At 72.3% G+C, this 12,008-nt stretch carries 11 protein-coding genes; 9 read left to right on the forward strand and 2 right to left on the reverse strand.

Annotated features, from left to right (window positions below):
* Positions 1–13 precede the first annotated feature (13 nt).
* The 6 genes from IFT72_RS08855 to IFT72_RS08880 all read left to right on the forward strand — a co-directional run bounded on the left by IFT72_RS08855 (position 14) and on the right by IFT72_RS08880 (position 7,189).
* A complete protein-coding gene (locus tag IFT72_RS08855) occupies positions 14–1,030 on the forward strand; it encodes a LacI family DNA-binding transcriptional regulator (protein WP_192046177.1) in 1,017 nt (338 codons plus the stop codon).
* Between the two features lie 132 nt (positions 1,031–1,162).
* The gene (locus tag IFT72_RS08860; RefSeq protein ID WP_056056776.1) at positions 1,163–2,059 is read left to right on the forward strand and encodes a glucose 1-dehydrogenase; all 897 of its coding nucleotides are present in this window, start codon (positions 1,163–1,165) and stop codon (positions 2,057–2,059) included.
* 169 nt (positions 2,060–2,228) lie between these two features.
* Complete coding sequence (locus IFT72_RS08865) at positions 2,229–3,608, forward strand: extracellular solute-binding protein (RefSeq protein WP_192046178.1); 1,380 nt, start codon at positions 2,229–2,231, stop codon at positions 3,606–3,608.
* Positions 3,609–3,679: 71 nt separating this feature from the next.
* Positions 3,680–4,648: a carbohydrate ABC transporter permease gene (locus IFT72_RS08870; RefSeq protein ID WP_371741224.1), complete on the forward strand. Its 969-nt coding sequence runs from the start codon at positions 3,680–3,682 to the stop codon at positions 4,646–4,648.
* Positions 4,645–5,562: a carbohydrate ABC transporter permease gene (locus tag IFT72_RS08875; protein ID WP_255465501.1), complete on the forward strand. Its 918-nt coding sequence runs from the start codon at positions 4,645–4,647 to the stop codon at positions 5,560–5,562. The genes IFT72_RS08870 and IFT72_RS08875 overlap by 4 nt, the downstream gene beginning before the upstream one ends.
* Positions 5,563–5,653: 91 nt before the next feature.
* Positions 5,654–7,189 carry an alpha-N-arabinofuranosidase gene (locus tag IFT72_RS08880; protein ID WP_192046179.1) on the forward strand — a complete coding sequence of 512 codons (1,536 nt, stop codon included), beginning with the start codon at positions 5,654–5,656 and terminating at the stop codon, positions 7,187–7,189.
* Between the two features lie 104 nt (positions 7,190–7,293).
* Here the strand turns inward: IFT72_RS08880 and IFT72_RS08885 are convergent, their stop codons facing one another.
* Positions 7,294–7,695: a hypothetical protein gene (locus tag IFT72_RS08885; RefSeq protein WP_192046180.1), complete on the reverse strand. Its 402-nt coding sequence runs from the start codon at positions 7,693–7,695 to the stop codon at positions 7,294–7,296.
* A gap of 22 nt (positions 7,696–7,717) precedes the next feature.
* Positions 7,718–8,374, reverse strand: coding sequence for an FMN reductase (msuE, locus tag IFT72_RS08890; RefSeq protein ID WP_197981322.1), 657 nt, complete (start codon positions 8,372–8,374; stop codon positions 7,718–7,720).
* Positions 8,375–8,446: 72 nt separating this feature from the next.
* Here msuE and IFT72_RS08895 point away from each other — a divergent pair, with 72 nt between their 5' ends.
* Genes IFT72_RS08895 through IFT72_RS08905 form a run of 3 tightly spaced genes read left to right on the forward strand, consistent with a single transcriptional unit; the run spans position 8,447 to position 11,638 of the window.
* Positions 8,447–9,229, forward strand: a complete 783-nt coding sequence (locus IFT72_RS08895; RefSeq protein WP_371741225.1) for a class I SAM-dependent methyltransferase — start codon at positions 8,447–8,449, stop codon at positions 9,227–9,229.
* A gap of 34 nt (positions 9,230–9,263) precedes the next feature.
* Complete coding sequence (locus tag IFT72_RS08900) at positions 9,264–10,319, forward strand: amidohydrolase (protein WP_192046181.1); 1,056 nt, start codon at positions 9,264–9,266, stop codon at positions 10,317–10,319.
* Positions 10,316–11,638, forward strand: a complete 1,323-nt coding sequence (locus tag IFT72_RS08905) for a kynureninase (RefSeq protein WP_192046182.1) — start codon at positions 10,316–10,318, stop codon at positions 11,636–11,638. Before IFT72_RS08900 ends, IFT72_RS08905 begins: the two co-directional genes overlap by 4 nt.
* Positions 11,639–12,008 lie beyond the last annotated feature (370 nt).

Consider the following 12,008-nt stretch of genomic DNA (forward strand, 5'->3'; position numbering starts at 1 on the left):
CTAGCCTGGGCAGATGCGCGCGACGGTGAAGGACGTGGCCGCCCTCGCGGGCGTCTCGCCGAAGACCGTCTCGAACGTCATCAACGGCGTCGTCCGGGTCGCCCCCGACACCCGTGCCCGGGTCGAGGCGGCCCTCGCGCAGCTCGACTACGTGCCGAACCTCAGCGCCCGCGGGCTGCGCAACGGCCGCACCGGCGCGATCGCCCTGGCCTTCCCCGACCTGACGACCCCGTACAGCGCCGAGATGTCGCACTGGTTCGTCGAGGTCGCCCACGAGCGCGGCTGGTCGGTGCAGCTCGAGCAGACCGGCGTGCGGCCCGAGCGCGAGCGCGAGCTGCTGCTGCGCGGCCGCGAGCACCTCGTCGACGGCCTCGTGCTCAACCCGGTCAGCCTCGGCGAGAGCGCCATCGTCGGCGCGGAGGACCTCCCGCCGGTCGTCGTGATCGGCGAGGTCGAGCAGCACCTCGTCGACCAGGTGCGCGTCGACAGCGTCACGGCCGCCCGCGACATGACCGAGCACCTGATCGCCCTCGGCCACCGGCGGATCGCCGTGCTCGGCTGCCCCGGCGACGGCTTCGACTCCGCCACGGCCCGGGCGCGCACGCTCGGCTGGTCGCAGGCGATGGAGGCAGCGGGGCTGCCGGTCGGCGACGACCTGCGCTGGGCCTGCCGCGCCTGGGAGCCGGAGGCCGGCGCCGCCACGGTCGCCGACGCCCTGGCCCGCCGCGAGGCCCCCGACGCCCTCTTCTGCTTCACCGACTCGCTCGCCATCGGCGCCGTCCACGCCCTCTGGAGCGCCGGCCTGCGGGTGCCCGACGACGTCTCGGTCGCCGGCTTCGACGACATCGCCGACGGCCGGTTCACCCGCCCGCCGCTGACCACCGTCCGCCTCGACAAGCGCCTCTTCGCCGAGCGCACCCTCGAGCTGCTCGCCGCGCGCATCGCCGACCGCGAGCGGGCGCCCGAGCTCGCGGTGATCCCGCACGAGGTGGTGCCCCGCGCGAGCACGGCCCGCCGGGCACCTCGCTGACGACGCCCGCCGCCCGCCGTCGCCCCGCTTCGCTTTCTGGATGGCGGCTGCCCGTCCGCTGTCAAGCGGTCACGAGGAGTCGCGGGTCGGCCTACCGTCGCACTTCCGTGCACGAGACCGAGAGGCGCCGCCATGTCTGCTGACCAGTACGCATTCGAAGACCCCACCCAGAAGTTCGCCGACATCACCCCGAAGGCCCAGTACCTCGAGGGCGCCGGCACCGACGAGGAGCTCTCGTCGCCCGCCGACCACGGCGAGGAGACCTACCGCGGCTCGGGCCGCCTCGAGGGCCGCAAGGCGCTCATCACGGGAGGCGACTCGGGCATCGGCGCGGCCGTCGCCATCGCCTACGCCCGCGAGGGCGCCGACGTCGCCATCAGCTACCTCGCCGAGGAGGAGGAGGACGCGCAGAAGATCGTCGCCCTCGTCGAGGCCGCCGGCCGCAAGGCCGTCGCCCTGCCCGGCGACATCACCGACCGCGAGTTCTGCACGCAGCTCGTCGAGAAGGCCGTCAGCGAGCTCGGCGGCCTCGACATCCTCGTCAACAACGCGGGCAAGCAGCAGCACGTCGAGGACTTCCTCGAGCTCGACGACGAGAACTTCGACGAGACCTACAAGACCAACGTCTACGCGATGTTCTGGATCACCAAGGCCGCGCTCCCCCACCTCGTGCCCGGCTCGACGATCATCAACACGACGTCGATCCAGGCGTACCAGCCGGCCCCGATGCTCGTCGACTACGCGTCGACCAAGGCCGCGATCAACACCTTCTCCAAGGGCCTCGCCATGCAGCTCGCGCCGAAGGGCATCCGCGTCAACGCGGTCGCCCCCGGCCCGATCTGGACCCCCCTCCAGCCCGCCGGCGGACAGCCGTCGGACGCGCTGCCCGACGTCGGCAGCCAGACCGCCCTCGGCCGCTGGGGCCAGCCCGCCGAGCTCGCGCCCGCCTACGTCTTCCTGGCGTCGGGCGAGTCGAGCTACGTCGTCGGCGAGACCCTGCACGTCGACGGCGGCATGCCCACGCCGTAGGTCGCACCGCTCTGCCGGAGGGGCCGCTCGCGCATCGTCGCGGGCGGCCCCTCCGTCGTCGGCGGGCGGCCCCGGGGAGGCGCCGGTCGCCTCCGGATCGACGCTTGCGTTCGCGTTACAACGATGTAATGCTGTCCGCAGTCGACGCATCACGAAGGAGTGACCACCGATGACACCCCCTGAGCCCCTGTCCGGCCCGCCCCGCCCCGGCGGCCCCGCCCGCACCGGCCTGGCCGGCCTCTCCCGCCGCAGCCTCCTCCTCGGCGGCGCTGGCATCATGAGCGTGCTGGCGGTGGGCAGCCTGGCGGGCTGTGCGCCCGGCGCGACCACCGCCTCCGGAGCGGCCGTCGAGCAGCTGAAGTTCTGGCATCTGCTGAGCGGGGGCGACGGCATCAAGATGTCGGCCCTCGTCGACCAGGCCAACGAGCAGAACCCCGAGTTCCACGCGACGCAGACCGTGCTCGCCTGGGGCACGCCGTACTACACGAAGCTCGCCATGGCCTCGGCCGGCGGCCGGGCGCCCGACGTCGCGATCATGCACGCGTCGCGCGTGCCGGGCTACGCGCCCGGCGGGCTGCTCGACCCGTGGGACATCGAGAAGCTCGCCTCGTACGGCCTGCGCGAGCAGGACTTCGCCCCCGCGGTCTGGAAGGCCGGGTTCAACGGCGACCAGCTGTACTCGGTCGCCCTCGACTCGCACCCGTTCATCCTGCTGTACAACACCGACATCGCCCAGCAGGCCGGGGCCCTCGGGCCCGACGGCCGCCTCGTCGACATCAGCAGCCCCGAGCAGTTCCTCGAGGTCGCGGCCGCCATGCAGGCGGTCACCGGCAAGCACGGCGCCTCGTGGGGGTACCTCAACGACGGCGCCCAGCTCTGGCGCATGTTCTACACGTTCTACAAGCAGCAGGGCGCCGACATGGTGCTCCGCGAGGGCGGCACCGTCGAGTACGACGAGGCCGCCGCGGTCACGGCCCTCGAGTTCATGCAGACGCTGACCGACGGCACCGCGATGGCCACCGCGAGCGACATCCAGTCCGGCATCGCCGAGTTCGTCAGCGGCGAGAGCGGGATGCTCTTCACCGGCGTGTGGGAGGTGCCGAGCGCCGAGGCGGCCGGGATCCCCTACGACGCGAGCATCATCCCGACCCTCTTCGGCACGCCGGCCGTCTACGCCGACTCGCACGCCTTCGTGCTGCCGCGGCAGAGCCAGGTCGACGACGCGAAGCGGGAGGACGTCTACAGGATGGTCTCCACCATCCTGAAGGACAGCATCTCGTGGGCCGAGGCGGGTCACATCCCCGCCTACGGCCCGGTCGTCGACAGCCCCGAGTACGCCGCGCTCGTGCCGCAGTCCCACTACGCCGAGGCCGCCCAGTACCTCAACTACGACCCGCCGGCCTGGTTCTCGGGCTCCGGGTCGGACTTCCAGACGTACTTCCTCGACAGCATCCAGTCCGTGATCCTCGCGAAGGACGACGCGGCCGCGGGCATGCGCGCCTTCGTCGCCCGGGTGGAGACGCAGCTGTCGCGACCGGCCCCCGTCTGAGCCGGCCCGCGCCTCCCCGTGCTCCGCCCCTCCCGCCCCACCTCCCTGCACGACGACGAAGGAGTCGATCTGTGACGACCACCACGGTGACCGCCCCGGCGGCCAGCGCCGACCGCGCGGCCTCGCCCGCCCGCACCCGCACCCGGGTGCGCACCCGCTCCGGCGGGCCGAGAGACACCGGGATCGGCTGGGGCTTCGCCGCCCCGTTCACGATCCTCTTCGCGCTCTTCCTCGTCTGGCCGCTCGTGCACGGGTTCTGGCTGAGCCTCACGGGCCAGAGCCTCACCGGCCAGGGCGGCGAGCTGATCGGCTTCGCCAACTACGCCGAGGCCTTCGCCGACGCCGCGATGTGGCGCTCGATGCTCAACACGCTGTGGTTCACCGTGCTCAGCACGATCCCGCTCGTGGTGATCGCGCTCGTGCTGGCCCTGCTCGTCAACACCGGCCTGCCGGGCCAGTGGCTCTGGCGCCTGAGCTTCTTCCTGCCCTACCTGCTGGCGTCGACCGTCGTGTCGCTGTTCTGGATCCAGCTCTACAGCCCGACGCTCGGCCCGATCAACTCGGCGCTGGCGACGGTCGGGCTGCCGCAGCCCGCCTGGCTGCAGGACCCCGACACGGCGATGATCGCCGTCGTCGCCACCACCGTCTGGTGGACGGTCGGGTTCAACTTCCTGCTCTACCTCGCGGCGCTGCAGAACATCCCCGACCAGCAGTACGAGGCGGCGTCGCTCGACGGTGCGGGCCGCTGGCGCTCGCTGGTGTCGATCACGATCCCCCAGCTCGGCCCCACCACCGGCCTGATCGTCATCCTCCAGGTGCTCGCGTCGCTCAAGGTCTTCGACCAGATCTACCAGATGACGAACGGCGGCCCGGCCGGCACGACCCGCTCGACCGTGCAGTACATCTTCGAGACCGGCTTCACCGGCTACCGCTTCGGCTACTCCAGCGCCATCTCGTACATCTTCTTCGCCGTCATCGTCGTGATCTCGATCGCGCAGTTCGCGGCCACGGCCCGCAACCGCAAGGGAGCCCAGAAGTGACCGCACCGGCCCTCGCCCCCACCGACGACCTCCGCGCCCCGACCGCCCGCCGCGGCCGCGAGCGTGCCCCGCACAAGCCCGGCCAGTCGCGCTTCGGCGTGATGAGCGTCGTCAGCATCGTCATCCTCGTGGTGATGGCCGCGCTGTGGCTCATCCCCTTCCTCTGGTCGCTCGCCACCTCGTTCAAGAGCGAGGCCGACGCCGCGGCGACGCCGCAGACCTGGCTGCCGGCCGGCGGCTTCACCCTCGACGCGTACCGGGCGATCCTCGACCAGGGCAACATCCCGACCTGGCTCTTCAACAGCCTGTTCACGTCGATCGTCATCACGCTCATCGTCGTCGCGACGTCGGCGCTCGTGGCCTACGCGTTCTCGCGCCTCGACTTCCGGGGCAAGAAGTGGCTGTACGTCGCGACGATCGCCTCGATCATCGTGCCGCCGCAGGTGCTGATCGTGCCGCTCTTCTACCAGATGCTCGCGTTCAACATGGTCGACACGTACTGGGGCATCATCCTGCCGCAGGCGATCGCGCCCGCCATGGTGTTCGTGCTGAAGAAGTTCTTCGACCAGGTGCCGATCGAGCTGGAGGACGCCGCCCGCGTCGACGGCGCCGGGCGCATCAGGGTCTTCTTCACCATCCTGCTGCCGCTCTCGCGGCCCATCCTCGGCGCGGTCTCGATCTTCGTGTTCATCGGCGCGTGGAACAACTTCCTCTGGCCGTTCATCGTGACCAACGACGCGTCGCTGCTCACCCTCCCCGTCGGCCTCCAGACCATCAAGAGCGCCTACGGCATCCAGTACGCCCAGAACATGGCCGCGGCGATCCTCGCGGCCCTGCCGCTGATCCTCGTGTTCCTCTTCTTCCAGCGCCAGATCATCAAGGGCATCTCGACCACCGGGTTCGGCGGGCAGTGACTCCCCGCTCGACCGGCCCCGCGCCTCCCCCGCTCCCCCTCCGACCGTCCCCCCGCCAGATCGCCGTCCCCCATCACCAGGAGATAACCGCATGAGCACCGCCCGCATCACCGTCGACCGCGAGTTCGTCGTCGGCCCCGTGCCCCGCCGCCTGTTCGGCTCGTTCGTCGAGCACATGGGCCGGTGCGTCTACACCGGCATCTACGAGCCCGGCCACGAGACCGCCGACGAGAAGGGCTTCCGCCACGACGTGCTCGAGCTGACGAAGGAGCTCGGCGCCACCGTCATCCGCTACCCCGGCGGCAACTTCGTGTCGGGCTACAACTGGGAAGACGGCGTCGGACCGGTCGACCAGCGCCCGCGCCGCCTCGACGGCGCGTGGCACACGGTCGAGACCAACGCCTTCGGCCTGCACGAGTTCGTCGAGTGGAGCGCGCTGGCCGGCACCGAGGTCATGGAGGCCGTCAACCTCGGCACCCGCGGCGTCGACGCGGCCCGGGAGCTCGTCGAGTACGCCAACCACCCCGGCGGCACGGCCCTCAGCGACCGCCGCATCGCCAACGGGGCGAAGGACCCGTTCGACATCAAGCTCTGGTGCCTCGGCAACGAGCTCGACGGCCCGTGGCAGATCGGCCACAAGACCGCTGGCGAGTACGGCCGCCTCGCCCAGGAGGCCGCCAAGGCGATGAAGTTCGTCGACCCGACCATCGAGCTCGTCGCCGTCGGCAGCTCGGGCCGGAACATGCCCACCTTCGGCTCGTGGGAGCACGAGGTGCTCACCCACGCGTACGACGAGGTCGACTACGTCTCGATGCACGCGTACTACCAGGAGCACGACGGCGACGCGACGAGCTTCCTCGCCACGGCCGTCGACATGGACGCCTTCATCGAGGAGGTCGTCTCGACCATCGACGGCGTCAAGGCCGCGGGCAAGCACCGGAAGCAGGTCGACATCTCGTTCGACGAGTGGAACGTCTGGTACCAGACAGGCCTCGACACCGACGACCAGCCCCACAACGTCTCGAAGGGCTGGGTCGAGCACCCGCGCCTCATCGAGGACCAGTACAACGTCACCGACGCGGTCGTCGTCGGCACCTTCCTCAACTCGCTGCTGCGTCACGGCGACCGGGTGAAGATCGCCAACCAGGCGCAGCTCGTCAACGTCATCGCCCCCATCCGCAGCGAGCAGGGCGGGCCGGCCTGGCGCCAGACGATCTTCTGGCCGTTCGCCCGCATGGCCGCGCTCGCCCGCGGCGAGATCCTCCGCACCGTGGTGACGAGCGACAAGATCGACACCCCGAAGTACGGCGACGCCGACCTCGTCGACGTCAGCGCCACCTGGGACGAGGAGTCGGGGCGCGTCGCGTTCTTCCTCGCCAACCGGGGACTCGAGGAGGCGGCGGACGTCGAGGTCGCCCTCCGCGGCTTCTCGGGCGCCCGCGTCACCCGGGCCGAGCTGCTGACCGTGCCCGAGGGCGGGGACCGCTTCACGAGCAACACCGAGCAGGCGCAGGACGCCGTGGGCCTCGTGCCGCTCGAGGGCGTCAGCGTGGACGGCGGCGTCGCCCGTCTCACGCTGCCCGCCCTGTCGTGGGCCGTCGTGGAGCTCGAGGTCGGCACGGCGTAGGGAGCCCGCCGACCCCGGGAGGGGACGAGGGCCGGTGCCGGGGCGTGAGCCCGGCGCCGGCCCTCGGCCGTGGGGCGTCGGCCGGGGATCGTCGGACGGGGGCGCTACTTGCGGCGCGGGAAGAGCCGGGAGATGGAGTCGCGCACCGACTCCTCGATGGTGTCGCTGAAGGTGTTCGAGAACGACAGCGAGTCGGCGGCCGCGCTGGCCGCCGTCATCGAGCGGATCACGGCCTCGCCGTGGTGGGCACGGGCGGCGCGGACGGTGTCGAAGGCGAGGCCCTGCGAGGCCGCGAGCTTCTCCAGGAGCGCCAGCCGCGCCTCCTCGCCGAGGCCCGCCCCGGCCGCGAGGGCCCGGGCCGCGTCGTCGTCGACCCCGTCGGCGACCCAGCGGCCGGCGCGCTCGGTGAGGTCGGCGGCGGCGACCAGGCCGATCATGCGCTTGGCCTCGTCGTCGCGGATCTCGGAGCGGGCGACGGCGATGTCGCGAGGGGGCGTGTCGGGCATGCCGACCAGGATATCTCGGCGGTCAGCTGTACAGCCGGGTGGGCACGGTCGCGTCGAGCTCGGCGGTGCGGAGGTCGACGTCGGCGTCGAGGGCGGCGCCGCTCAGCGACTCCTCGATGCGGCGCTTCTCGGCGGTGCTCGAGCGGATCAGCGGCAGCCCGCGCGCGATGGCGTTGCGGATGCGCTCCTGCAGCAGGGGCGCCGTCACGCGCCGGTCGGTGAAGTCGCTGGCGTGCGCGTAGACGCCGAGCGGGAGCGTCAACGCCTGGAAGAAGCCGAAGAGCGGCCGCAGCGAGTGCTCGAGGATGAGCGCGTGGCGCTCGCTGCCGCCCGTGGCGGCGAGCAGCACCGGCACGTCGACGAGCGCGTACTGCTCGACGAAGTCGAAGAGGTGCTTGAACAGGCCCGTGAAGGAGGCGCGGTAGACCGGCGAGGCCGCGATCAGCAGGTCGGCCCCCTCGATGGCCCGCAGCTCGCGCTCGACCCGCGCGTCGAGCTGGTCGCGGGTGAGCGCCCCGGCGAAGAGCGGACCGAGCTCGCTGACCCGGATGACGTGCCGCTCGATCGGCATGACCAGGGCGAGCTCGTCGAGGATCGCGTCGACCAGGGCGTCGGTCTTGCTGGGCGTGCTGAGCGTTCCCGACACGGCGACGACGCGCAGCGGAGGTGTCTGAGTCATGACGACCATGCTCGCCCCTCCCCTCGTCGTAACGTTCGCGTGTGACGTTCTGAGTCGTGCGACAGTGACCTGGTGACGCATCACCTACCTGCCTCCGCCTCCGCCCCTGCCGACCCGGCCGACGTGCTCGCGCTGCACGCCGCCTCCTTCGGCCTGGCCGCCGACGTCTACGAACGCGGCCGCCCCTCCTACCCCCGCGAGGCCGTCGAGTGGCTGCTGCCGCACGGCGCCCGCGACGTCGTCGACCTCGGGGCCGGCACGGGCAAGCTGACCCGCGTGCTGCTCGAGCAGGTCGACGAGGTCGTCGCCGTGGAGCCGAGCGAGGGCATGCGCGAGATCCTCGAGCGCGTCGTGCCGCGGGCCCGGTCGCTCGCGGGCAGCGCCGAGAGCATGCCGCTCGCCGACGACTCGGTCGACGCCGTGCTCGTCGCCCAGGCCTGGCACTGGGTCGACCCCGTGGTCGCCGTGCCGGAGGTCGCCCGCGTGCTGCGTCCGGGCGGCACCCTCGGGCTGCTCTGGAACATCCGCGACGAGACGGTGCCGTGGCTCGCCGCCCTCAGCCGCGTGCTGAACCAGCCCGCCGAGCGCGACATGCAGTCGGAGGCGCCCGTCGTCGGGGCGCCGTTCAGCGAGGTCGAGCGGCACGACGTCGAGTGGGTGCACGAGCTGGAGCGCGACGAGTTCCTCGCGATGATCGCCTCGCGCAGCTACGTCATCACCCTGTCGGACGACGACCGCGCGCAGGTGCTGCGCGACGTCGGCGCGCTGCTCGACACGCACCCCGACACCCGGGGCGTCGACCTCATCCGCCTGCCGTACGTGACGCGGTGCAGCCGGGCCGTGCTGCTCGGCTGAGCCGCGGCACGGGCGCTGCCCGTACGGTGGGGTCATGACCCCGGAGGCCCTGCTCGTCACGGTCGACCACGTGTGGTCGGGCCGCTGGCGCGGGCCGTCGGTCGTGCGGGCCACGCGCGAGGGGCTGCACCTCTTCGGCAGCCCCGACCCAGCGACCTCGGCGGCGCTGCCGCACCTGCCCGGCACGCTGCTCTCGCCCTTCACCGACTCGCACGTCCACCTCGGCCTCGTCGACCCGACGCAGCTCGGGCCGGGCGGCATCGCCCGGGTGCTCGACCTCGGCTGGGACCCGGACGAGGCCTCCCTCTGGCCCGAGCACGGCCGGATGGACGACGCCTGGCCCGAGGTCCAGGTGGCGGGCGGCCTGCTCGGCGCCCCGGGCGGCTACCCGAGCCGCGCCGGCTGGGCGCCCGCCACCGCCGCGGTGCCGATCACGAGCACGGTCGACGCGCACCGCGAGGTGCGACGGATGCGCGACCTCGGGGCGTCGGTGATCAAGGTCGCGCTCAACGGCGACGTCGGGCCGGTGCTCGACCGGGCGCTGCTCGAGGCGATCGCGGAGGCCGCCGACGACGTGCAGCTGCTCACGGTCGCCCACGTGCAGGGCCTCGGGCAGGTGCGCCGTGCCCTCGACGCCGGCCTGCTGCGCTTCGCGCACACCCCCTTCAGCGAGGTGCTGACCGACGACCTCGTCGACCGTGCCGCCGACGGCACGTGGATCAGCACGCTCGACATCCACGGCCACGGCCGGGGAGGCGCGGATCACGAGATCGCCGTCACGAACCTCACGAGGTTCCGGGCGGCCGGCGGGCACGTGCTCTACGGCAGCGACCTCGGCAACGGCGACCTGCCCGTGGGGGTCAACGAGCGCGAGCTGCGGGCGCTGCAGCGCGCGGGGCTCGGCCTCGACGAGCTGCTCCGGGCGCTCGGCAGCGACGACACCCTCGACGCGGGCAGCGACGGCCGCCACTGGTCGCGCCGGGCGTCGTGGATCCCGGCCGCGCCGCCGGGCCCCGACGGCGACGCTCCCGCGTGGCTGGCCACCGCCTCCGTGCTCACCCCCGACACCCTGCTGGAGAAGACCCGATGACCGACGCCTCCCCCACCTCGCCCGCCCCCGGCGCCTCGCCCGCCTCCCCCGCCGGCGCCGACGACCTGCCGGCGGCGCCGCACGACGCGGCCGACCCGCTCGCCGCGCTGGTCGCGAGGTTCGTGCCCGCGGGCGACGTGGTCTCCTACCTCGACGGCAACTCGCTGGGGCGGCCCCTGCTCGCGACGGGGCCGCGCGTCGAGCAGCTGCTGCGGCACGACTGGGGCATCCGGCTGATCCGTTCGTGGGACGAGCGCTGGATGGCGCTGCCCACCGAGGTCGGCGACCGCATCGGCGCCGTGGCGCTCGGCGCGGCGCCCGGGCAGACGGTCGTCGGCGACTCGACCACCGTGCTGCTCTACAAGGCGATCCGGGCGGCGCTCGCGGCGCGGCCCGGTCGGCACGAGATCGTCATCGACGACGACCAGTTCCCGACCGACCGCTTCGTCGTCGAGGGCATCGCGCGCGAGCGCGGCGCCGTCGTGCGCTGGGTCTCGGTCGACCCGGCCCTCGGCGTGACGCCCGAGCTGCTCGCACCGGTGCTGGGCCCCGACACGGCGGTCGTGCTGGTCAACCACGTGTCGTACCGGTCGGCGTTCGTCGCCGACCTCGAGGCGATCGCGACCGCGGTGCGGGAGGCGGGGGCCCTGCTGGTCGCCGACCTCTGCCACTCGGTGGGCGTGGTGCCGATGCAGCTCGACGCGTGGGGAGTGGACATCGCGGTGGGCTGCACCTACAAGTACCTCAACGGCGGGCCGGGGGCGCCCGCGTTCCTCTACGCCCGGGCCGACCTGGTCGCCGAGCTCGAGCAGCCGATCCAGGGCTGGATGGGCGCCGCCGACGTCTTCGCGATGGCCGACGGGTACACGGCGTCGCCGGGCATCCGACGCTTCATCAGCGGCACGCCGCCGGTGGTCGGGATGCTCGCGATGCAGGACATGCTCGACCTGGTCGACGAGGCCGGGGTGGAGGCGGTCCGTGCCAAGTCGGTCGCGCTCACCGAGTACGCGCTCGAGCTCGTCGACGCGTGGCTCGTGCCGCTCGGCGTCGAGGTCGCGAGCCCCCGCGACCCGTCGCAGCGGGGCAGCCACGTGATGATCCGGCACGCGGCGTTCCGCGAGGTGGTCGCGACGCTCTGGGAGCAGGGCGTGGTGCCCGACTTCCGCAACCCCGACGGGCTGCGCATCGGCCTGTCGCCGCTCTCGACCAGCTTCGAGGAGGTGCGGGTCGGCCTGGCCGCCGTGCGCACCGCCCTGCAGGAGCAGCAGGCCGCCCCGGCCGCCGCCTCCGCCCCCGAGCCGGGCCCCACCACCCCCTGAAAGAAGCGGAAATCAGACAACTCGCGTGCCGCTTTAGTGCGATCCCCGAGCAGCCTGAGATCTCTCTTGCCCCTCATGTCTAAGCGGAGCCGTCCCCGGTGGCTCTCGAAGAGGGCGCTGCACGCAACTCTTCTCTTCACAAATAGCCCTCGAGCCGAATGGATTGGGCTTACCAAGTGCAACCCAACAGTGGAATGGTCGGCGGCGCATTCGCCGGGCCGGGCGGGTTAGAACCAGCAAGTTGAGAAGGTCTTTCCGTTTGCACCGAGCCGAGATTAGGCGCATGATTAGGGGGATCCCGCCGTGCAGGAGACGCGCTCAGCAATGACGGAGATGGGCGTCGACCTAAGTCGACGCCCATCTATAGTGA

The sequence above is a fragment of the Frigoribacterium sp. CFBP 8754 genome (assembly GCF_014841815.1).
GTDB classification, from domain to species: domain Bacteria; phylum Actinomycetota; class Actinomycetes; order Actinomycetales; family Microbacteriaceae; genus Frigoribacterium; species Frigoribacterium endophyticum.

Excerpts from the sequence above, each read along its gene's own strand:
- IFT72_RS08865 (WP_192046178.1), top strand. The coding sequence starts at position 2,229 with ATGACACCCCCTGAGCCCCTGTCCGGCCCGCCCCGCCCCGGCGGCCCC.
- IFT72_RS08880 (WP_192046179.1), top strand. The coding sequence starts at position 5,654 with ATGAGCACCGCCCGCATCACCGTCGACCGCGAGTTCGTCGTCGGCCCC.
- IFT72_RS08860 (WP_056056776.1), top strand. The coding sequence starts at position 1,163 with ATGTCTGCTGACCAGTACGCATTCGAAGACCCCACCCAGAAGTTCGCC.
- IFT72_RS08900 (WP_192046181.1), top strand. The coding sequence starts at position 9,264 with ATGACCCCGGAGGCCCTGCTCGTCACGGTCGACCACGTGTGGTCGGGC.
- IFT72_RS08855 (WP_192046177.1), top strand. The coding sequence starts at position 14 with ATGCGCGCGACGGTGAAGGACGTGGCCGCCCTCGCGGGCGTCTCGCCG.
- msuE (WP_197981322.1), bottom strand. The coding sequence starts at position 8,374 with ATGACTCAGACACCTCCGCTGCGCGTCGTCGCCGTGTCGGGAACGCTC.
- IFT72_RS08905 (WP_192046182.1), top strand. The coding sequence starts at position 10,316 with ATGACCGACGCCTCCCCCACCTCGCCCGCCCCCGGCGCCTCGCCCGCC.
- IFT72_RS08885 (WP_192046180.1), bottom strand. The coding sequence starts at position 7,695 with ATGCCCGACACGCCCCCTCGCGACATCGCCGTCGCCCGCTCCGAGATC.